Raw genomic sequence first — 19,662 nt, forward strand, 5'->3', positions numbered from 1 at the left:
TCCGTGGGTGTTATACCCCGAAACGGGCGCGGGCGCAGCCCGGCAGGGCACAAAGCTATCACTTTTCTGAAAAGAGCGGCGACGGGCCGCGCGGGGCCTGGGACGGGGGCGGCACGCTCGCCCTCGCGGGGGCCGGGGCCGCGGGCGTTTTGACTTTGGGGGCCAGGGCGCGACGGGGCCTTCGGCGCGTTGCGACTTTGGGGGCGAGGGCACTCACCGGGGCGTCGGTGGCGAGAAGAACGGCGACGTCGGAGACAGGCCCCGGCAAAAGCCCAGCTGGCGTCCGCGCACCGAGGCGCGCACCGCGGCCCGCGCCTGCCCTGACCGCAAGAAGCGCAACGTCCTTCTCGGCCTGTCGTGCCCTGACCCTCAAAGGCGCAACGCACTTCTCGGCACACGCGCCCCAGCCGCGAAAAACGCGACCCTTTGGGGCTGCGCCCGGCTCAGCGGCACGCTCGCCCTCGCGGGGCCTACCAGTAGTAGTACCCCATGTAGCCGCCGCGGCCGAGGCCCGAGGTGCAGGAGAACATCATTGCGAAGACGAGCGCGATCATGAGGCCGTTGGAGATTCCGTTGGCCACGGCGACGCCCGCGTTTCTCCACCAGCGCGGCGCGAGCCGCACGCCGTCGCGCACGACGAGCACCACGCCCACGACCACCGGGATGATCACCATGAGCGAGAGCGACGCCAGCGTGGAGGTGGCGAGCCCCAGCACCAAAAACGGGATCGCGAACCCGATGAAGTTGAAGCCGCTCGCCTGGGAGCGGGTGAGGCGCTCCTCGGGGACGCAGACCCGGCAGACGAAGTCGCCGGTGGACGAGCCGTTGGTGCCCGCGTTGCCCATGCCGGCCACGCGCACCTCGTCGCCGTCGTGGCTGCCCGCGGGCACGTCGACGACGACCTCGCTCGCCGTGAGCGTGCGGCCCGAGCCGCCGCAGGCCGAGCACGGGTCGGCCACGACCTTGCCGGCGCCCTCGCACTCGGGGCAGGTCATCATCATGACGCCAAAGAGGCCGGTGTCCACAGTGATGTGGCCGGCGCCGCCGCAAGTGGGGCAGGTCTCGGGGCGCTCCGCCTGGACGGAGCCGGAGCCGTGGCAGACGTCGCAGGTGGCGTAGCGCTGGTAGGTCACGCCGCGGCGCACGCCCTCCTTGGCCTTCTCGGCGTCGACGGTGAGCTCGTAGATGACGTCGGCGCCGGCGCGGGGCCGGTACGCGCGCGAGCGGCGCTGACGGGACGTCCCGCCGAAGCCGGCGCCGAAGGGGCCCCAGCCAAAGGGGCCGCCGCCGAAGGGGTCGCCGTAGCCGCCGGTGCCGGCGGGGGCGCCGTAGCCGCCGCCCGCGAAGGGGCTGCCGGAGCGCATGGCGTCGTAGCGCTTGCGCTTGTCGGGGTCGGAGAGGACGGCATAGGCCTCGGAGACCTCCTTGAAGCGCTCCTCGGCGTCGGGTTCCTTGTTGACGTCGGGGTGGAGCTTGCGGGCCTTGGTCTGGAAGGCCTTGCGGATCTCATCGGCGGAGGCGTCCTTCTCGACGCCGAGGATGGCGTAGTAGTCCTTGTCGTTCATCGATGCCATGTGGCATGTCTCCCTGCTGGCGATACGTCACAGATGGGGAGAAGTATACCCGCCATTCAGGGGGTTGAGAGAAACGCCACGGTATCCGCGCAGTTGGCGTGCCCGGGCGAGTGGCCTCCGGGGCGGCGGCAGCGTCCCGGACGGAGGGCCGGCTACTCCTCGAGCGACATCTGGCGGTAGCTCACGCCGCAGCGCTCGAGGATGTTCTTGGAGATGCGGTTGTCCTCCGTGCCGTCGTACTTGTCGTCGAGGTAGACGACCTCGCCGATGCCCGCCTGGACGAGCGTCTTAGCGCACTCGTGGCAGGGGAAGAGGGTCACGTAGACGGTGGCGCCCGTCATGTCCTTGAGGGTGCCGCGGTAGTTGAGGATGGCGTTGGCCTCGGCGTGGATGACGTAGTTGTGCTTGTCGTAGAGCGGGTCGTCCGCGGTGCCCCAGGGGAACTCGTCGTCGTTGAGGCCGTGGGGCGTGCCGTTGTACCCCACCGAGAGGATGCGGTTGTTGGTGTCGGCGATGCAGGCGCCCACCTGCGTGTTGGGGTCCTTGCTGCGCAGGCTCGCCGCGACGGCAGCCCTCATGAAGAACTCGTCCCAGCTGATGACGTCGGTGCGCTTGCCCGGCATGGCGCTCCCCTCTCGACCGTTTACGCTGCTAGCATGGCGCATTTGCCGCGCCCGCGCAAGGGGCCGGAAGCGCGGGCCACCGGACGTCCGCCTGTTCTGTTCGTTGGGGACAGTCCCCAATGTGCAGCACGTTGGGGACTGTCCCCAACTTGCAGACGCGAGAAGAACCCTGAGGCTGAGGATGAGGCTTGGCGCCGAGAGACGCTCAAGCGACCCTCAAGTTTACAGGTAGCAACTGCTACAGACTCGAAGGATATGCAATATTTTGCATTATCTGGAATCTGTAGAATATTGCATGTATACTCATAGGCAGGAGGTTGCATGATTGGGGGACCATGACAGAAGCCGTCATCACCATTCCACGCCAAGCGGGAATCAGCGTCCGGCGCGCGAGAGAGCGGCAGGGTCTCACGCGAGCGCAGCTCGCACGTGCCTCGGGAGTCTCCGAGCGCACCCTCGCATCCCTCGAGCTCGGTGACGCCACGGGGATGAGACTCGACAAGCTGCTTGCGAGCCTCTCCGCGCTTGGGCTCGAGCTCGTGGTTCGAGACGGCTCCGCGCCTGTCGACGAGGTGCGGACCTCTGATGTCACGCCCCCGCAAGGCCAAGCCGTACCCTCTCCCACGTGCATCGCGCCCTCCGCTGTCGGAAACGATGGCTCCCCCTCGCCCGAGGCACGGCGACAAACGCCTGCGTCGCCTCGCCGGATTCTTCCGTAGCCGGTTTCCACCCGCCGATCTCCCCCGTGCTGACCTCGAGCCCGCCGGGCCGCACGATGGTGATCTCGTCCGGCCCGCCGCCGATGCCCGCGGCGGAATAGCTGCGCGCCGTGACCTTACTCGAGCCCGTGATGGTGATGGTGAGGGGCTGGGGGACCCTGTCCGTGCTTGAAAAAAGCTCCGCGGACCCGATACCGGCGCCTTCGAGGCTCGTCGCCGTAACGATGCTGTCCTCTATGTGGATGGAGCCAGAGATAGCCTTGAGCTGCTCGTCGCTCGCTCCCTTGCCCACGCCCTCATGACCGATGCCGATTCCGGCACCCTTGGCGCCAGCGCTCTTGACGGTCGAGTCGGTGATCTTGATGTTCTGGAACACCCCGCCGATTCCGGCAGAATATGACTTTGAATTTGTGTCCTCGCTATCGGCACTCATCTCGACCTCAATGGTTGAGTTGTCGATGATGATGTCCCTAACCCCGCCGATGCCAGCACGGTCAGAATCGCTGCCAGAAATGGTCACCTTTGAACCCTCGATGCTAACCCGAGACGTGACCGCCTCAGCATTAGCATTGCTCAACAGGTTATAGAAGAGGCGATCGTGGTTATCCTTGGTAAACGACGCATCAAATTGCGGATCCGCATCCCCACCCAGCACGGCCTCTTGCCAAGAGCTGCTGCTCTCAAGGTCAACGACCGAGTCCTTGATGGCAATGGAGCCCGTCAGCTTGTCGGTGATGATGGCCTCGAAACCCTCGCCACTCGTGAGCTCGCAGTCCTCGAGGGCGATGGACTTGGCGGAGAGCAGGCGGGAGACGACGTAGCTTCCGTCCTTGAACACCAGCGAGCCGCCGTCACCCGGCTCCACGTTGCCATTGCCTTCGTTCGAGACATCATAGAGCTCAAGGGTCGACGCCTCAGAGGCGTCCTCGGCTCGAGAGAACGTGAGCTCCGTCTTGTCGCTTATGACGATGCGCGGTAGCGCGCAGTCGCCCGAATACTTGACGTCAATGCTGACGTCATCTGACGCTTTCCTGCCGATTTGGTTGAGGACGATTGTCTGGTCGTTGCCATCGTCCGTCTGCTGAAAACGCATGTCCTTCACCGTGAGGGTGAGTTGCGTCTTTGTGCCCCAGTCGTTGAGGGAGAAGTCGAGCAAGTCCGTGGAGAATGAGAGCTCTTTATCCTTGGGGCCAATGATCGTCAGGTCGCCCTGGACTAGGAAGAGTGCCGGGGGCTCATTATCCCCGCCCGTATAATTTCCGGCATTGGACAGATTAAGAATCGCCCCGTCAGGGAGCTTGACCTCCGAGGCATAGACGCTCTCGCGGTAACCCTCGGTCCCGTTGACCGTATAGGTCTTCGTTTCCGCGTTCCAGCCCGAACCAGCAGCTCGCGCAACGCGAGGAACGAGCAGCAGTGCGCAGCACGCCACCAGAGCGATCGCGCACGCGAGGGCGCAGCGAAGGCCCCTACCCCCTAACCTTCGGCGACCCCCCCGATGGTTCTTCTCGACTGCGGCATGAGGGCCTCCCTCTCGATCGACCGCCCCTCTGGCGGGGCATTCCCATACTGAGAAAAACTTTATCCGAGCGCCCCGCCGCTCACAACACACCTTGTCCGAACGGTAGCCCACCATGTCCGAAATAACCCTCTTTGATACACATGTTCGGTATCAGTGGGTGCTACTATGATACCGAAAGCAAATCTCGTGATACCAAAGGTGCCCTATGCGGACGTTTGACTACCTCACCGTACCCCCCTCGCTCCAGGCAACTCCGGTGACCAACCTGCTCCTTGCGATCCGCGAGTACAAAGGACGTCAGGCGCTTTGGACCGAGACGCGATCAGACCTGCTCGAGGACCTTCTCGAGACGGCTCAGGCTCAGAGCGTCGGCGCTTCCAACCGCATCGAGGGCATCGTTACCACCGAGCGGCGACTCGAAGACCTTGTCACCCGTTCGGATTCCCCAAGGACGCGCGCCGAGGAAGAGATTGCCGGCTATCGCGACGTGCTCGCGCTCATTCACGAACAACACGACTACATCCCCGTCACTCCAGGAGTCATACTGCAGCTCCATCGTGATCTTCTCGCCCATACGCCGTTGTCGTTTGGAGGGTCCTGGAAAGACGCGGACAGCCAAATCGTCACGCGCAACGCAGACGGCAGCACGTCGTTGCGCTTTCGACCCACTCCGGCCCACCTCACGCCCGACGCCGTGGCGAGGCTCTGCGAGACATACGACGATGCCTTTCGCTCCGAATCGTGTGACCCGGCCCTTCTCGCCGCACGGTTCACGTTTGACTTCGTGAGCATCCACCCGTTCAATGACGGCAACGGGCGTATGAGCCGTCTGATCACGGTTCTTCTTCTTGAGCGGGCAGGCTACCTGGTGCCGCAGTTCATCAGTATCGAGCACCTCATAGAGCGGAGTCGCGACCAGTACTATGAGGCGCTCGCGCAGAGCTCGACGGGCTGGGCGGAGGGGACAAACGACGAGGCTCCCTTCGTGCGCTATCTGCTCGGCATCATCCTCGCAGCTTACCGGGAGCTTGAGGGGCGCATGGGCGCCGCCCGCCCCGGAAGGGAGCGAGCGGTTGACCGAGTCCGAGACGTTTTTAATCGACACGTTGGAAAAGTCACCAAGGCGATGGTCCTCGATGAGTGTCCCGACCTCAGCGAGGTGACCGTCAAGCGATCGCTCTCTGCGCTGCTGGCAGACGGCGTCATCAGGAAGGTCGGCGCCGGCAGGCAGACCGGATACGTGCGCGCGGAATGAGCGTCGCGGCACCGACGGGCGCGACGGCCCGAGAATCGTAAGCAGAAACCCCGCCCGTCGCGCGACGAGCGGGGTTTTGTAAGCAAGTGGCGGTCACCAGGCGCGACGGGCGGGGTTTTGCAAGCAGGAAAAACCCAACGCCCGCCCGCGCGCGGCGCGCTACGAGCAGTTCCTGCAGACGCGGCCCTTGCCGGCGGCGATGGCCTGCTGGATGGAGCCGGACTGGATGTTGTGCGAGCGCTTGAGCGACGGGCAGTCGGGCGTGGTGTGGTACACGCTGCCGCCGGACACCCAGTAGACCACGGCGGGGGTGGGGTTGGTCGCCCCGCCGCCGGAGCCGGACCCGGAGCCGCCGGAGCCGGATCCGCCGGGGTTGGACGGCTGCTGCGCGGGCGGCTTGGGCAGCGACGCGAGCTCGTCGGCCGTCGGTCCGCGGCCGGCGCCCTCGGCGTACCAGCCCACGCCCTCGGCCCTCCAGCCGGCGGCCACGAGCTGGTCGTTCTCGGCCGCGGAGGTGGTGTAGTTGTGGCTGCCGGAGTTGTTGGTGGGCGCCGCGGGGTTCACGTTGGGGTTGAACTGGCGGTAGACCGGGACGTCGCCGCCCGAGTACCAGCCCACGCCCTCGTACTTCCAGCCGGCGGCCACGAGCTGGTCGCGCTCCTCGGCGGAGGCGGTGTAGTGGTGATCGGTCCCGGAGTAGAGGCGGTAGACCGGGACGTCGGACGACTCGGGCGCGACCCAGCCAACGCCCTCGTACTTCCACCCGGCGGCGGCCAGCGAGTTGCGCTCGGCGGCCTCGGCGGTGTAGAAGTGCTCGCCCGAGTTGGGGTTGTACATGCGGTACATGTCCCGCGTGCCGGCAGCGAGCGCCGTGACGGGGAAGAGCGCCCCGGCGAGAAGGACCGTCGCGACAAAGGCGAGCAGCCCTCCCCTACGTGCAGAGATTCTCTTCATGCAAAGCTCCTCTCTCCTTGTGCTGGCCCCATCATAGCCGCGGGCCGACGCGCAGGCGCCAGGGAGCTGGCGGACGGCCGCTATTAATCCGCGGCGAGGTCCCACATGAGGCCGTAGAGCTCGTTGCCGAGCAGCCATCCGCGCTCCGTGGGCGCGAGGCGCCCCTCGGGTGTCCAGGCGGCAAGCCCTCGCGAGAGCGCCCGCCCCACCGCGGCGTCCACGTTCTTCTCGCCCGCCAGGGACCGCGCCCGGCCGAGAAGCGCCGGGGGGACGCCGCGCGTCATGCGCATGCCGAGCATGAGGTCCTCTGCCACGGCCTCGCGCGCGGTGAGGCGCTCCACGTCAAAGCGGGTGGCGGCGTCGTCTGCCTGCACGTAGCGCACGCGCGCCGTGCCCGCGCCCGCCGGCTCGCCGCCCAGGAGCTCCGCGAGGGCGTCCCACTCCCCCGCCGCGAGCATGCCCGCGGCGGACCGGCCGATCCCGAGGTAGCTCTCGCCCGTCCAGTACGCGATGTTGTGACGGCACTCGTGGCCGGGCCGCGCGTAGCTCGCGACCTCGTAGGGCCCGTAGCCCGCCGCCGCGAGCGTGCGGCGCGCCTCCTCCATGCACCAGGCCTGGAGGTCGGGGTCCGGCTCGAGCGCGGGGTCCTCCTCGGCCCGGCGCGCGAGCGGCGTCCCCTCCTCGAGCGTGAGCGGGTAGACCGAGACGTGGTCCGACGCGGCGGCGGCGATGCCGGCGAGCGTGCGCCGCCAGCTATCCTCGGTCTGGCCCGGCAGGCCGCACATGAGGTCGCAGGACGTGTCGAGCCCCGCGGCACGGGCACGCGCCACCGCGGCGAGCGCCTGCCCCGCCGTGTGGATGCGCCCGATGGCGGCGAGCTCGGCGGGCTCGAGCGTCTGCACCCCAAGCGAGACGCGCGTGACGCCGGCGTGGGCCAGCGCGTCCGCCATGACGTCGTCGAAGGACTCCGGGTTGGCCTCGCACGTGAGCTCGATGGGATCGCAGGCGGCGCGAACGCTGGCCACCAGCTCAGCCAGCCGCGGCCCCAGCGCCGTGGGCGTGCCGCCGCCCACGTAGACCGTGCGCACGCCCGCGAGCGCCCCGGCCTCGCCAAAGGCGTCCAGCCGTACGACGAGCGCGTCCACGTAGCGCGCGGCTGCCACGTCGAGTGCCTCGCCGCAGAGCGCCCGCGAGTCGAAGTCGCAGTACGCGCACTTGGCGTGACAAAACGGTATGTGCAGGTAGAGTGCAGAGATCATCGGTGCGTGCCCATCAGCTCAATCGCCCGATCGATGTCCACCGCAAAACGCGGGCGCCCCTCAGCCTCGTATTTCTCCAGATATGCCTGGCACGCACTCACGATATCGCGAGTATGCATATACATCATTATGTAGTGGATGCCATGCCGGTGGCGCGGCTTCGTCGAGGGGCGCGGCGGCAGTGGGAAATACTGATCACGCGGCACGTTCGGCGCGATGTTCGACCTCAGGGGAACGGCAAAGTTGACCTTTCTCCCTCGGAAGCGAAGTCTCAGCACGAGAACACAGGGACGACCGTGCTTGCGCATGAACTCACGGTCATGGGAGGACAGCAAGTCGAGGTAGTCTGGGTCAATTGAAACGAGCCTCATCAAGCCTCCCTACGAAACGGCGGAACCCGCCTCAGCGAGTCCCGCCAACAAGTGGGCGATATTCTACGCTTGCGCGCCCCGTCGCCCGCGGAGGCTATACGTACACGTGAGCCAGTTCTATGCCGTGGCTCTCGGCACCTCTATTGTACCCGGCGTGGAAAACTTCTATCAAGCGGGTTAAGGCGAGGGGCCTTTCAGACACGCAACCCTTGAGGGTATGTACACCGCCCCTCAGGGTATGTACACCGCACGAACTTGGGCGATTTGTGTTTCCGCTGGTAGAAGGGCTGCCGAGAAGAACGGACGGCTCGGGAACGTGTACATACCCTCAGGGGGCGGTGTACATACCCTCAAGGAGCCGCCGGGCCGAGCCGGCGGCCGGCCCCTCACGCGCCCAGCGCGGCGCGCACCTCAGCCGCCACCGCCAGGAACTCCTCGGCCGTCACACAGCTCATCGCCGCGTTTCTCCAGCGCGCCGCGTCGGGCATCCCCTTGAAGTACCAGCCCGCGAGGCTGCGCGCCCGCTTGAGGTGGGCGCCGGTGGCCTCGAGCAGCCGCACGTGGCACTCGAAGGCCGCGATCTTCTCGCCCGCGCTCGGCTCGTGGCCCGAGAAGACCCACGGGTTGCCGTAGGTCCCGCGCGCCACCATCACGGCCGTCGCGCCGGTCTGGGCCAGCGCGCGCTCCGCGGCCTCGTGCGAGAGCACGTCCCCGGAGGCGATCACGGGCACGCCCACGGCGTCCGCCACGCGGTCGATGACGCCCCAGTCGGCCTCGCCGTGGTACATCTGCGTGGCAAAGCGCCCGTGCACGGCCACCGCGGCCGCCCCGGCGGCCTCCATCGCGCGCGCGAACTCCGGCGCCACCTCCTGCCCGGCGTAGCGGCCGCGGCGAATCTTCACCGTCACGGGCACGCCCGGCGCGCCCTCGCGGCAGGCGCGCACGATCTGCGCCGCGAGCGCCGGGTCCTCCAGCAGCGCCGAGCCCTCGCCCTTGCGGGTGACCTTGGGCACGGGGCAGGCCATGTTGATGTCGAGAAGCGCCAGGCGCTCCCCCAGCCGCGCCGCCACGCGCTCGGCGGACTCGCGGAAGAGCTCGGGCTTGGAGCCAAAGAGCTGCACGGCGATCTCCGGCTCGGCCGGATTGGGGTCCACGAGCTCCCAGCTCTTCTCGCCGTAGTGGAGCCCGGCGCAGGAGACCATCTCGGAGTAGGCCAGCGCCGCGCCGCCCGCGCGCGCCATGACGCGGTACGCGGCGTCGGAGACCCCGGCCATCGGCGCCATGAGCAGCGCTCCGGCGAGGCGCTCCGCGAGCGGACGGTCCTTCTCGCCCGCCGCGAACGGCTCCACGCGCGGCGCGAGGCCCGCGACCGGCCCAAACGAGGCCAGGACCTCGCCGGCCGTCATGCGCGGGCTCACTGGTCGTCCACCTTGAGGACGGCGAGAAACGCCTCCTGCGGCACCTCCACGGAGCCGATCTGCTTCATGCGCTTCTTGCCCTCCTTCTGCTTCTCCAGGAGCTTGCGCTTGCGCGAGATGTCGCCGCCGTAGCACTTGGCCAGCACGTCCTTGCGCACCGCCTTGACGGTGGAGCGCGCGATGATCTTGTTGCCGATGGCGCCCTGGATGGGGACCTCGAACTGCTGGCGCGGGATGATCTCCTTGAGCTTGTCGCAGAGCCCTCGGGCGAGCGCGTAGGCCTTGTCCTTGTGGACGATGAAGCTGAGGGCGTCGACCTCGTCGCCGGAGAGCAGGATGTCGAGCTTCACGAGGTCGCTCGCGCGGTAGTCGGAGAACTCGTAGTCCAGGCTCGCGTAGCCCTTGGTGCGGCTCTTGAGCTGGTCGAAGAAGTCGAGGATGAGCTCGGCCAGCGGGATGTCAAAGTGCATCTCCACGGACTTCTCGGTGAGGTAGATCATGTCCTGGGTGATGCCGCGGTGCTCGATGGCGAGCTGCATGACGGCGCCCGTGTACTCCGGCGGCACGATGACCTTGGCCTTGAGATAAGGCTCCTCGATGTGGTCGATGCGCGTGACGTCGGGCAGGTCCTGGGGGCTGCGGACCTCGATCATCTCGCCGTCGGTCTTGTAGACGTGGTAGTCCACCGAGGGAGACGTCGCGATGAGCGAGAGCGAGAACTCGCGCTCCAGGCGCTCCTTGACGACCTCCATGTGCAGGAGCCCCAGAAAGCCCACGCGAAAGCCAAAGCCCAGCGCCACGGAGGTCTCGGGCGTCCACGTGAGCGAGGGGTCGTTCACGCGCAGCTTCTCGAGGGCGTCGCGCAGGTTCTCGTAGTCCTTGTTGTCCACGGGGAAGATGCCGGTGTAGACCATGGGCTTGGCCTCGCGGTAGCCGGGAAGCGCCTCGGTGCAGCGGCGGTCGCGCCCGGTGAGGGTGTCGCCCACGCGCACGGCGTCGGGGTCCTTGAGACCCGTGACCACAAAGCCCACCTCGCCCACGCCCAGCTCGTCCACGAGCTGCTCGGCCGGGCGCTTGACGCCCACGCCGTCGGCGAGGAAGTCCACGCCCGAGCGCATCATCGTGAGCTGGTCGCCCTTGCGCACGTGGCCGTCGAAGACGCGCACCGTGGCGATGACGCCGCGGTACTCGTCGAAGTAGGAGTCCAGGATGAGGGCCTTGAGCGGCGCGGCGGCGTCGCCGGCGGGCGGCGAGACGAGAAACACGATGGCCTCGAGCAGATCGTGGATGCCCTCGCCCGTCTTGCCGGAGACGCACACGGCGTCCTCCGCCGGGATGGCGAGGTCCTCCTCGATCTCCTCCTTGACCTCGTCGGGGTGGGCGCTCGGCAGGTCGATCTTGTTGATCGCCGGCACGATGTCGAGGTTGGCGTTCATGGCCAGGTTGGCGTTGGAGACGGTCTGGGCCTCCACGCCCTGGGTGGCGTCGACCACGAGCACCGCGCCCTCGCACGCCGCGAGGCTGCGGGAGACCTCGTAGGTGAAGTCCACGTGGCCCGGGGTGTCGATGAGGTTGAACTGGTAGGTCTGCCCGTCGTCGGCGTCGTAGGTCACGCGGACGGCGTTGGACTTGATGGTGATGCCGCGCTCTCGCTCGATGTCCATCGTGTCGAGCAGCTGGGCCTCCATGTCGCGCTCCTCCACCGTGTGGGTGAGCTCGAGGATGCGGTCCGAGATGGTCGACTTGCCGTGGTCGATGTGCGCAACGATCGAGAAGTTGCGGATATGTGAGGTATCATTGGTAGCCATGTGGTGAATAATAGCGAAGTCGCGACCGATATGCTATATTCGTCGGGTTGACCTCGCCGTGTCTCAGCACAGAGGCCTCACATGTATTGGGAACCGAAAGGAACTGCACGTGGCTAACATCAAGTCTCAGAAGAAGCGCATCATCACCGCTGAGAAGGCGCGTCAGCGCAACCGCGCGGTCCGCTCCGAGCTCAAGACCGCCGTCAAGAAGGTCCGCCTTGCCGTCGAGGCCAAGGACGTCGACGCCGCCCAGGACGCTGCCAACAAGGCCAACCGCCTGCTCGACAAGGCCGCTTCCAAGGGCATCATCCACAAGAACCAGGCCGCTCAGCGCAAGAGCGGCGTCCAGAAGCTCGTGAACACCATCAAGTAGCTTCTCCCTCAGAGCGCGTTGGAACGGACCCGGGGTGCTGCCCGGGTCCGTTTTTTTGCGCGCGGCGGGTGCGGGCGCAAGAAGAACCCGCGGCCCTTACGCCACGCCGCAGACGTGGGCGACGAGGCGCACCATCTCGGCGTCCTCGTCGGCGCCGCTCTTGAGGGCGCGCTCGACGGCGGCGCACTCCCCGAGCAGCCGCTCGAGCTCGTCGTCATCGAAGGCGCGCGACCAGCGCACGTAGTTTCTGACCTGCCAGTCCTGCTTCTTGAGCTCCGCGGCTACGGCGTGGCCCTGGCCGCGGGCCGCGAGCGACCGGGCGCACACGAGCTCGCGCAGCCGCCCCGTCACCAGCAACAGCAGTCCCAGCGCCGACCCGTCGAGCAGCCGGTAGAGCGCGAGCGCGCGATGGGCGTCGCGCTCCGAGAGCCGGTCGAGGAACTCCCAGGGCTTGACCTCGGCCACGCGCGCGACGTTGGCCTCGACGAAGGGCACGGTGATGGTGCCCTGCCCGCCCATCAGGGCGGCCAGCGTGGCGATCTGGGTGTCGAGCATCGTCGTGGACTCGCCGACGCGCGCCACGAGCTCGCGGGCGGCATCGGCCGCGATGGAGACCCCGTGCGCGGCGGCGAGCTTCTGCACGTAGGGCGGCAGGTCGCGGCCCTTCTTGGCGGCGCACTCGATGACCGAGCGCGGCCCGACCTTGGCGACGGCCTTGTAGAGGCGCGTGGTCTTGGCGAGCGTCGCCGCGGCGAGCGCGAGCGTGCAGCTCTCGTTAGGGTTCCCGAGATACTCGACGATGGCTTCGGAGACGGCCTTAGGCAGCTTCTCGGCGTTCTCGATCACCACGACGCGGCGGTCGCCGCCCATGGGCAGCGTGTTGAGCGAGGCGAGCACCGGCACCACGTCGGTGTCCCCGCCCGCCACGATCTCCTCGAGGTTGAAGGCCGAGAAGGGCCCGTCCACGCGGGCGCGCAGGCGCGCGAGGGCCTGCTTGCGCTTGAGCTCGTCCGGCCCCACGATGAGGTAGGCCGGCAGCAGCGCGGGCTTGTCTGCCATGAAACTCCCCTCCCGCGGCTAGAGCAGCCGCGCGTAGTCCTGCTTGGCGTGGAAGACGCGGTCGACCTCCACCACGTCACCCACGATGCGATAGAGCGCGACGTAGCTCCGGAAGCCGGCCTTGCGATAGCCGGCCTCCGCCGCGCGCCCGTCCGCCGCGCGCGGGTACATCTCCGGCATGCGCGAGAGGTTCTCGACCAGGCGGTCGAGCTCCGCGAGGAAGCGCTGCGCGTCGCGGGGGCTCTCCCGTTCGTAGAGCAGGTAGGCGACTATACGCTCCTTGTCTCGCTCCGCCGCCTTGGTGTAGGTGACGTCACAGGCCATAGCGCTCACGCGTCCTTCTGTTCGACTCGCGGGCGTCGACCACGCGCCCCGCCCGAGAGTCTTCCTCCGCCTCATCGATGAGCCGGTAGAGCTCGGCGCGGGCGCGCTCCATGCGCAGCGAGTCGAGCAGCTCGATCGACATCGCGGCGAAGGCCTCGCGGCCGTTGCGCGTCACGATGACGGGCTCGGGCGACTCCTCGACGATGCGCGCGAACTCGGTCGTGTTCTTGATGTCCTTGATGGGGACGCATCTTGGCATTTCACACCCCCTTTGGGCCACAATCATGGCCTCTAGGGTAGCATACGGGACGCTCATGGCTCCCCTCCTTTCTGACAGCTGACCACAGGCCCCTCGACGCCGGGCTCCACGGTGACGTCGCCGGTGTCGATCGTGCAGAGAAAGACTGACCCGGCGCCCTCGAGGACCTCCACGCAGGCGGGGTCGGGGTGCCCGTAGGAGTTTCCCTCCCCCGCGCACGCGACGCTCACTTCCGGGTCCAGCGCCGCCGCCGTCTCCGCGTCGAGCGAGGCGGCAGAGCCGTGATGGCCCACCTTGAGGAAGTCGACGTCACCCACGTCCCCGCGCCCCACGGCGGCAGACGTCTCCTCGACCTCGGCGTCCGCGGCGAGAAGCCCCGTGAGCGATCGCTCGCCGTCGTCGAAGGCAAGCAGGAGCTCGAGCGAGCCCTCGTTGCCCTCCCCTCCCGCCGGCTCGACCGGCGAGACCACCTCGAGCGAGAAGCGCCCGACCCTCAGGCGGTCCCCGTAGCCAATCTCCTCGACCGCGCACCCTCCCGGGAGCGCCGCGGCGTCCGTGTCCTCCGGCACGACGACGCGACCCACCGAAACCGCGCCGAGGACGTCCTCGAGCCCGCCGGCGTGGTCGGCGTGCAAGTGCGTGAGGATAACGGCGTCCAGGCGCAGGGCGTTCGCGCGCGCCAGTGCGCCGACCACCGCGTCCCCCGGTCCCGTGTCCACCAGGGCCGCGGCGGCGCCGTCCGTGACCAGGATCGCGTCGCCCTGGCCCACGTCCAGCACGACGACGCGCGCCGGGGCAAAAAGCCCCCAGCGCGCCGCCCAGGCGAGCCCCAGGCAGAGCAGGGCGGCAAGCGCGCCTGTCGCCGCGACCCGCGAGACCCGCGGCCACCAGGCGAGGAGCAGGGAGAGAAGGACGGCGAGCACGGCCAGCGCCGGCCCCTCCTCGACGCTCACGGGCACGCACGCGAGAGGGAGCGCCGCGAGCAGGCGCAACAGCGCCATGAGCGCACCTCCCACGGCGTCGCACCCCGCGAGCGCGACCGCCTGCAGCGGCGGCGCCCACACGAGCGCCGCGGACGGGAGCCCCAGGGCGAGAAGCACCGAGAAGAGCGGGCCGAGCACCACGTTGGCAAGCGGCGCCACGAGCGAGAGCTGAGAGAACGTGGCGCAGGTGACGGGCGCCGTGACGGCCTGCGAGACGAGCGTGAGCGAGAGGGCCTCCTCGGCGTCGGCCTGGGCGCGCCCGAGCGCGGAGCCAAGCCGCGAGCGCGGCCGAGGTGCCGCCCGCCGGGGCAGCAGGGCGCGCACCGCGTGGCGCGCGTAGGAGCCCAGCGCGCAGATGCCGCACACGCACAGCACCGAGAGGAGGTAGCCGAGCTGGCCCGTCACGCCCGGGTCGAGCAGGGCCATGGCAATCGCCACCGCGCACGCCGAGGTGAGCGGGTGCGAGCGTCGCCCCGCGAGCCGGGAGAGCTCCGCCACGGCGGACATCGCCCACGCGCGCACCGCCGAGGGAGGCGCCGCGCAGAAGGCGACGAAGCCCCCGGTGACCGCGAGGAGCAGCGCCGCGCGCAGGCCCGCGGGAAGCCGCGAGCGCCCGAGCAGCCGCGAGAGCATGCCGGCCACGAGCACGAGGTGCCCTCCCGAGACGGCCACCAGGTGCGAGACGCCGCAGGCAGCGAAGACCTCGTCGAGCCCGCGAGCGGACATCGCGCCGGTCCATCCGCAGATGGTCCCGGCGAGCAGCGCCCGGGCGTCGGAGGAGGAGGCGTCGATGCTCTCGAGCACGGCGTCGCGCAGCCGCACGACCGCGCCGCGCAGGCCCTCGGGCGGGCGGCTCTCGAGCACGCGGACCGCCCGCACCGTCCCGGCGAGGCCCTGTGCCCGGGAGCTCGCGCCCCAATCGTCCTGGCCGTTGGGCTCGAAGCGGCCCACGCAGCGCAGCGCGATCCCCATCCCAAGGGGCTCGTCCGCGAGCAGCCAGACGCCGCTCGCGCGCACGCCGTCGCGCACGGCGGTCGCGCGCCCCCGCCAGCCGGAGGCGCCCTCCCTGAGGTCGCCCTCGACCACGAGCTCCCAGCTTGAGACCGGGCTCGACGCGAGGGCGTCGGCGAGCGCCTCCTGGGCGCGGAGCTCCCCCGCGCATGCGAGCCCCGCGCAGGAAGCCGAGACCGCCACCACGAGCAGGGACGCCGCGACGGGCCGCGCGCGGGTCCGCAGCAGGGCGAGAAGAACCGCGACGGCAGGCACCGCGACGACGGCCGTGACCAGCGCGACCTCTCCCGCCCCGGGCCCGGCGAGAAGCACGGCCCGCGAGAGCGCGAGCGTCGCGACGAGCGCCCATAGCGCCGGCGGCAGCAGCGGGCGGTCCGGCCGCTCGGGCGCCTCAGACACAGATGAGCCCCTCGAGCCGGGCGAACTTCTTCTCGCCGATCCCCGAGACCCGCATGAGGTCCTCCGGTGACGTGAAAGGGCCGTTCTCCTCGCGGTCCTCGATGATCGCGCGGGCCGTCGCCTCGCCCACGCCGGGCAGCTCGTCGAGCTCCTCGACGCCGGCGGTGTTGAGGTTCACCGGTGCGGGATCGCCCTCGTCGCCCTCCCCCGCCGTCACCTCCCCGACCGCCGGCGCGACGTCCTCGCCCTCGAGGGGCACCCTGACCTTCTCGCCGTCCGACACGGGTGCGGCGAGGTTCACCCCAGAGGTGTCGGCCCCGGCGGCGAGCCCGCCCGCGGCGAGCACCGCGTCGTTCACGCGCGACCCCGCGGGCAGCTCGTAGACGCCCGGCGCCGCCACCGCCCCGTCGACGTGCACGAGCACCGTCTCCGGGGGCTCGTCGGCAGCGACGTCCTTCTCGCCCGCGTCCTTCTCGCCCGCGTCCTTCTCGCCCGCGTCCTTCTCGCCCGCGTCCTTCTCGCCAGCCTCGCCCGCGTCCTTCTCGCCCGCCTCGTCCGGCTCCGCGGGGGCCTCCGCCGGATCCGCCCGCTCGATCACAACGGCATCCCTGCCGGCGACGCCGAGCAGCGTCACGCCCGCGAGCACGGCGCAGAGCGCGACCGCCGCCGCGACGCCCCACGCGACGCCGTATCGGCCCGCCAGACGTCGGGCCCCTCCCCTTCGCTCCTGTGCCATGAGACCACCCCCTGCCCGGCGAAGGGGCCGGCCCCCTTCGCCCCCCGCGGTTTTGGAGCACCCTCTAGCATGGGGGCGGATGGGTCGCAGGGCGGCGAGAACCTGAGAAACCTCGACACGCAGCTCCCGGGGAGCTTTCCACCAGCTGACACAGCAAACGGCACCCCCGGTGACCGAGGGTGCCGTTCATAAGATCTTTAATTGGGTGCTCGCCGCTCGCGGCTCGTTGCGCTACCGCTCGGCCGGATTTGCCCCACGGAGCTCGCGATGGTGCTCACGGAAGGACCCCTTGGGCGCGTGATACGACGGGCACTGGGAAAAGTCGCGCCACTCCACGCTCTCCACCAGGTCGCGGACCATCCCCTCGTGGTCGAAGCTCTCCCAGGCCTCGAGCACGTCGCGCAGGCGGGCGTGGGTCTCGGGCCGACGGGGCATGAAGAGGGTGCAGCAGTCGGGCGCGGTCTCGCAGCAGATGTCGTAGGTGCCGATCTGGTGCGCCCGCGCGATGATCTCCTGCTTGTCCGACCCGATGAGCGGGCGCAGGACGGGCATGGTGACGGCCTCGTTGACCGCGGCGATGTTGTCGAGGGTCTGGGAGGCCACCTGGCCGAGCGACTCGCCCGTGACGAGGGCCTTGGCGCCCTCGATCTGCGCGATGCGCTCGGCGACCTGCAGCATGACGCGACGGTACATGATGATGCGCAGGCCCTGGGGGACGGCGAGCGAGATCTCGCGCTGGCGCTCGCCGAAGGGCACCACGTAGAGGCGGCCGACCACGCCAGAGGGCGCGAGGGCCTCGACGATGTCCTGGCAGAGCCACTCGCTCGTATCCGCCGTCATGGGGCGGCCCGAGAAGTGCACGGGGACGCAGGTCGCGCCGCGGCGCCCCACCATCCAGGTGGAGACCGGCGAGTCGAAGCCGCTCGAGAGCAGCGTCACGACCTTGCCGGCGGTGCCCACGGGAAGCCCGCCCACGCCCGGTGCGGAGGCGGCGTAGACAAAGACGCTGCCCTGGACCACGTGGACGATGACGGTGACGTCGGGGGTGTGGACGTCGACCTTCTTGTCGGGGAAGGCCTCGCACAGCGCCGCCCCCACGAGGCGGTTCATCTCGAGGCTGTGGAGCTCGTAGGTGGTCGAGGAGCGGCGGGCGTGGACCTTGAAGGTGGCGAAGTCGCCCGCCTCGCCGAGCGCGCGGATGGCCGCGGCGCAGTACTCGCCCTCGTCGAGCCCGCACTTGTAGGCGAGGCTGACGCGCGCCACGCCCGGCACGCACCGGATCGCGGCGGCGAGCTCCTCGCTCGCGCGGCGGTCGCTCGTCTCCACGGCGATGTGGCCCGAGATGCGGGCGATGCTCGAGACCGGGAAGGCCTGGAGCGCGCGATGCAGGTTGGTCACGAGCTGGTTCTCAAAGGTCGAGCGGTTCTTGCCCTTGAGGCCGATCTCGTGGTAGTGGACGAGGCAGAGTCTCTCGGTCATGCGCGCCTACAGGACGATCGTGTTGGCGCCGCGGATGTCCTCGTCGAAGTCCTCCTTGACGAAGCCGAGCGTGTCGTCCTCGATCTCCTGCATGGCGATGGACACGGGGTCCTTCCCGGAGACGACGGTGGTGATGTCGTCGAAGTCCTGGATCGCCGCCACGCGCAGGTGCTGGCCGCGAACCATGTTGTTGATGTCGCAGGCGCGCTTGGAGGCGATGGAGCAGAGCAGGAAGGGGTTGTGCTCGGTCTTGTCGAGCAGGGTGTCGATCTCAGGCTTGATCACAGACATCTTATGAGAGACCTCCGTTGTTCTCGTAGCTCTCGATGACGCGCGCCAGCTCGTCACAGGCGCGCTCGAGGTCGTCGTTGACTATGCGAACGTCGTAGCGGGGCGCGCACGCCAGCTCCTCGCGGGCGTTGGAGAGGCGGCGCTCGATCGACGCCTCGTCCTCGGTGCCGCGTCCGCGCAGGCGACGCTCGAGCTCATCGGCGCTGGGCGGCTCGATGAAGACGAGCACGGCGTCCGGAAGCGCCTCCCGGACGTTCAGGCCGCCCTGGACGTCGATCTCGAGCACGACGGAGCGACCCTCGCCCGTGACGCGCTCGACCTCCTGGCGGAGGGTGCCGTAGCGGTTGCCGTGGACCCAGGCCCACTCGAGGAACTCGCCGGCCTCGACGCGGCGGTCGAACTCCTCGTTGGAGAGGAAGTAGTAGGCGACGCCGTCCCGCTCACCGGGACGGGGCTCCCTCGTAGTCGCAGAAACCGTCAGGCCCAGGCGCGGAAGACGCTGTCGCAGCAGCGCGACGAGCGTCCCCTTGCCCACGCCTGACGGTCCAGAGACGACGAAGAGCCGGGCTCTGCGCGTCACTTACTTGGTCAGAGCCTCGACCAGCTGCTCGCGCTGACGAGCGCCGAGGCCCTTGACGCGACGGGTGGCGGAGATGCCGAGCTCGTCCATGATCTTGGCGGCCTTGGCCTTGCCGTAGCCCGGGAGGGACTCGATGAGGGTGGAGACCTTCATGCGGCTGGCGATGGGGTCGTCGGAGTCGAGGACGTCCTCGAGGGCGACCTTGCCGCTCTTGATCTTCTCGCGCAGCTCGGCGCGCTCGTGACGGGCCTGGGCGGCCTTCTCGAGAGCGGCCTTGCGCTGCTCGTCGGTAAGCTGAGGTAGAGCCATGTGATCCTCCAATTCGCGTTACTTTCTGCCGTCGAGCCGGACCGGCGGCATCGCAAGAATTAAGTTTGCCCATTCACCTTGAGTTTTGCAACCCCTCTTCACCAAAGGTGCAGCTCAGGGGCAATCCTCCACAAAACGGCCCGTGAGAGGTGCGGCAACCGGACGCTTTGACGAGAAGAACCGTCCGGACGCCGCACCTTGTTGGGGTGGGTGCGGCAAACGGTCGATTTGACGAGAAGAACCGTCCGGACGCCGCACCTTGTTGGGGTGGGTGCGGCAACCGGACGCTTTTCGGGCCCAAACCGTCCGGACGCCGCACCTTGTTGGAGTGGGTGCGGCAAACGGTCGATTTGACG

At 68.8% G+C, this 19,662-nt stretch carries 19 protein-coding genes and 1 pseudogene; 3 read left to right on the forward strand and 17 right to left on the reverse strand.

Going from position 1 to position 19,662, the window contains the following annotated elements; genetic code table 11:
• Window positions 1–470 precede the first annotated feature (470 nt).
• The gene (locus NW198_RS02445) at window positions 471–1,574 is read right to left on the reverse strand and encodes a DnaJ domain-containing protein (protein ID WP_258339872.1); all 1,104 of its coding nucleotides are present in this window, start codon (window positions 1,572–1,574) and stop codon (window positions 471–473) included.
• 152 nt (window positions 1,575–1,726) lie between these two features.
• Window positions 1,727–2,197, reverse strand: a complete 471-nt coding sequence (locus tag NW198_RS02450) for a dCMP deaminase family protein (RefSeq protein ID WP_087315968.1) — start codon at window positions 2,195–2,197, stop codon at window positions 1,727–1,729.
• 335 nt (window positions 2,198–2,532) lie between these two features.
• Between NW198_RS02450 and NW198_RS09650 the strand changes: the two are divergent.
• Window positions 2,533–2,733, forward strand: a pseudogene (locus NW198_RS09650) (helix-turn-helix domain-containing protein); the annotation flags it as partial.
• Window positions 2,734–2,785: 52 nt separating this feature from the next.
• Here the strand turns inward: NW198_RS09650 and NW198_RS02455 are convergent.
• Window positions 2,786–4,348, reverse strand: coding sequence for a hypothetical protein (locus NW198_RS02455; protein WP_258339873.1), 1,563 nt, complete (start codon window positions 4,346–4,348; stop codon window positions 2,786–2,788).
• A gap of 295 nt (window positions 4,349–4,643) precedes the next feature.
• On the opposite strand from NW198_RS02455, the gene NW198_RS02460 reads away from it, so the two are divergent.
• Window positions 4,644–5,693: a Fic family protein gene (locus tag NW198_RS02460; protein WP_258339874.1), complete on the forward strand. Its 1,050-nt coding sequence runs from the start codon at window positions 4,644–4,646 to the stop codon at window positions 5,691–5,693.
• Window positions 5,694–5,852: 159 nt separating this feature from the next.
• Here NW198_RS02460 and NW198_RS02465 read toward each other — a convergent pair whose 3' ends face one another.
• The 5 genes from NW198_RS02465 to lepA form a co-directional block, all read right to left on the reverse strand.
• Complete coding sequence (locus NW198_RS02465) at window positions 5,853–6,647, reverse strand: hypothetical protein (RefSeq protein ID WP_258339875.1); 795 nt, start codon at window positions 6,645–6,647, stop codon at window positions 5,853–5,855.
• A gap of 83 nt (window positions 6,648–6,730) precedes the next feature.
• Complete coding sequence (hemW, locus tag NW198_RS02470; RefSeq protein WP_258339876.1) at window positions 6,731–7,906, reverse strand: radical SAM family heme chaperone HemW; 1,176 nt, start codon at window positions 7,904–7,906, stop codon at window positions 6,731–6,733.
• Window positions 7,903–8,277 carry a hypothetical protein gene (locus tag NW198_RS02475; RefSeq protein WP_258339877.1) on the reverse strand — a complete coding sequence of 125 codons (375 nt, stop codon included), beginning with the start codon at window positions 8,275–8,277 and terminating at the stop codon, window positions 7,903–7,905. The genes hemW and NW198_RS02475 overlap by 4 nt, the downstream gene beginning before the upstream one ends.
• 386 nt (window positions 8,278–8,663) lie before the next feature.
• Window positions 8,664–9,695, reverse strand: a complete 1,032-nt coding sequence (locus NW198_RS02480) for a tRNA-dihydrouridine synthase (protein ID WP_258339878.1) — start codon at window positions 9,693–9,695, stop codon at window positions 8,664–8,666.
• Entirely contained in the window at window positions 9,692–11,503 is a 1,812-nt protein-coding gene (gene lepA / locus NW198_RS02485; RefSeq protein ID WP_087315956.1) for a translation elongation factor 4, read from the reverse strand. Before lepA ends, NW198_RS02480 begins: the two co-directional genes overlap by 4 nt.
• Window positions 11,504–11,612: 109 nt before the next feature.
• On the opposite strand from lepA, the gene rpsT reads away from it, so the two are divergent.
• Window positions 11,613–11,876: a 30S ribosomal protein S20 gene (gene rpsT, locus NW198_RS02490; RefSeq protein ID WP_087315954.1), complete on the forward strand. Its 264-nt coding sequence runs from the start codon at window positions 11,613–11,615 to the stop codon at window positions 11,874–11,876.
• Between the two features lie 96 nt (window positions 11,877–11,972).
• On the opposite strand, the gene holA is transcribed toward rpsT, so the two are convergent.
• From holA to mihF, 9 genes are all read right to left on the reverse strand, one after another.
• Entirely contained in the window at window positions 11,973–12,935 is a 963-nt protein-coding gene (holA, locus tag NW198_RS02495) for a DNA polymerase III subunit delta (protein ID WP_258339879.1), read from the reverse strand.
• 18 nt (window positions 12,936–12,953) lie between these two features.
• Window positions 12,954–13,259 carry a type II toxin-antitoxin system RelE/ParE family toxin gene (locus NW198_RS02500; RefSeq protein ID WP_258339880.1) on the reverse strand — a complete coding sequence of 102 codons (306 nt, stop codon included), beginning with the start codon at window positions 13,257–13,259 and terminating at the stop codon, window positions 12,954–12,956.
• Entirely contained in the window at window positions 13,249–13,518 is a 270-nt protein-coding gene (locus tag NW198_RS02505; RefSeq protein WP_158094581.1) for a type II toxin-antitoxin system prevent-host-death family antitoxin, read from the reverse strand. The genes NW198_RS02500 and NW198_RS02505 overlap by 11 nt, the downstream gene beginning before the upstream one ends.
• Before the next feature lie 53 nt (window positions 13,519–13,571).
• Window positions 13,572–15,911, reverse strand: a complete 2,340-nt coding sequence (locus NW198_RS02510; protein ID WP_258339881.1) for a ComEC/Rec2 family competence protein — start codon at window positions 15,909–15,911, stop codon at window positions 13,572–13,574.
• Window positions 15,904–16,647, reverse strand: a complete 744-nt coding sequence (locus tag NW198_RS02515; protein ID WP_258339882.1) for a ComEA family DNA-binding protein — start codon at window positions 16,645–16,647, stop codon at window positions 15,904–15,906. Before NW198_RS02515 ends, NW198_RS02510 begins: the two co-directional genes overlap by 8 nt.
• A 231-nt stretch (window positions 16,648–16,878) precedes the next feature.
• Complete coding sequence (thiI, locus tag NW198_RS02520; RefSeq protein ID WP_258339883.1) at window positions 16,879–18,126, reverse strand: tRNA uracil 4-sulfurtransferase ThiI; 1,248 nt, start codon at window positions 18,124–18,126, stop codon at window positions 16,879–16,881.
• A gap of 6 nt (window positions 18,127–18,132) precedes the next feature.
• Window positions 18,133–18,417: a DNA-directed RNA polymerase subunit omega gene (locus NW198_RS02525; RefSeq protein WP_087315941.1), complete on the reverse strand. Its 285-nt coding sequence runs from the start codon at window positions 18,415–18,417 to the stop codon at window positions 18,133–18,135.
• A 1-nt stretch (window position 18,418) separates the two neighbouring features.
• Window positions 18,419–18,997, reverse strand: a complete 579-nt coding sequence (gene gmk / locus NW198_RS02530; RefSeq protein WP_087315939.1) for a guanylate kinase — start codon at window positions 18,995–18,997, stop codon at window positions 18,419–18,421.
• On the reverse strand, window positions 18,998–19,306 hold the full coding sequence (gene mihF, locus NW198_RS02535; protein ID WP_087315937.1) for an integration host factor, actinobacterial type: 309 nt from the start codon (window positions 19,304–19,306) through the stop codon (window positions 18,998–19,000). It lies immediately after the preceding gene.
• Between the last annotated feature and the right edge of the window lie 356 nt (window positions 19,307–19,662).

Source organism: Thermophilibacter sp. ET337, assembly GCF_024733715.1.
GTDB lineage: Bacteria > Actinomycetota > Coriobacteriia > Coriobacteriales > Atopobiaceae > Thermophilibacter.

Excerpts from the sequence above, each read along its gene's own strand:
- NW198_RS02445 (WP_258339872.1), bottom strand. The coding sequence starts at position 1,574 with ATGGCATCGATGAACGACAAGGACTACTACGCCATCCTCGGCGTCGAG.
- NW198_RS02450 (WP_087315968.1), bottom strand. The coding sequence starts at position 2,197 with ATGCCGGGCAAGCGCACCGACGTCATCAGCTGGGACGAGTTCTTCATG.
- NW198_RS02460 (WP_258339874.1), top strand. The coding sequence starts at position 4,644 with ATGCGGACGTTTGACTACCTCACCGTACCCCCCTCGCTCCAGGCAACT.
- NW198_RS02465 (WP_258339875.1), bottom strand. The coding sequence starts at position 6,647 with ATGAAGAGAATCTCTGCACGTAGGGGAGGGCTGCTCGCCTTTGTCGCG.
- hemW (WP_258339876.1), bottom strand. The coding sequence starts at position 7,906 with ATGATCTCTGCACTCTACCTGCACATACCGTTTTGTCACGCCAAGTGC.
- NW198_RS02475 (WP_258339877.1), bottom strand. The coding sequence starts at position 8,277 with ATGAGGCTCGTTTCAATTGACCCAGACTACCTCGACTTGCTGTCCTCC.
- lepA (WP_087315956.1), bottom strand. The coding sequence starts at position 11,503 with ATGGCTACCAATGATACCTCACATATCCGCAACTTCTCGATCGTTGCG.
- holA (WP_258339879.1), bottom strand. The coding sequence starts at position 12,935 with ATGGCAGACAAGCCCGCGCTGCTGCCGGCCTACCTCATCGTGGGGCCG.
- NW198_RS02500 (WP_258339880.1), bottom strand. The coding sequence starts at position 13,259 with ATGGCCTGTGACGTCACCTACACCAAGGCGGCGGAGCGAGACAAGGAG.
- NW198_RS02505 (WP_158094581.1), bottom strand. The coding sequence starts at position 13,518 with ATGCCAAGATGCGTCCCCATCAAGGACATCAAGAACACGACCGAGTTC.
- NW198_RS02515 (WP_258339882.1), bottom strand. The coding sequence starts at position 16,647 with ATGGCACAGGAGCGAAGGGGAGGGGCCCGACGTCTGGCGGGCCGATAC.
- thiI (WP_258339883.1), bottom strand. The coding sequence starts at position 18,126 with ATGACCGAGAGACTCTGCCTCGTCCACTACCACGAGATCGGCCTCAAG.
- NW198_RS02525 (WP_087315941.1), bottom strand. The coding sequence starts at position 18,417 with ATGTCTGTGATCAAGCCTGAGATCGACACCCTGCTCGACAAGACCGAG.
- mihF (WP_087315937.1), bottom strand. The coding sequence starts at position 19,306 with ATGGCTCTACCTCAGCTTACCGACGAGCAGCGCAAGGCCGCTCTCGAG.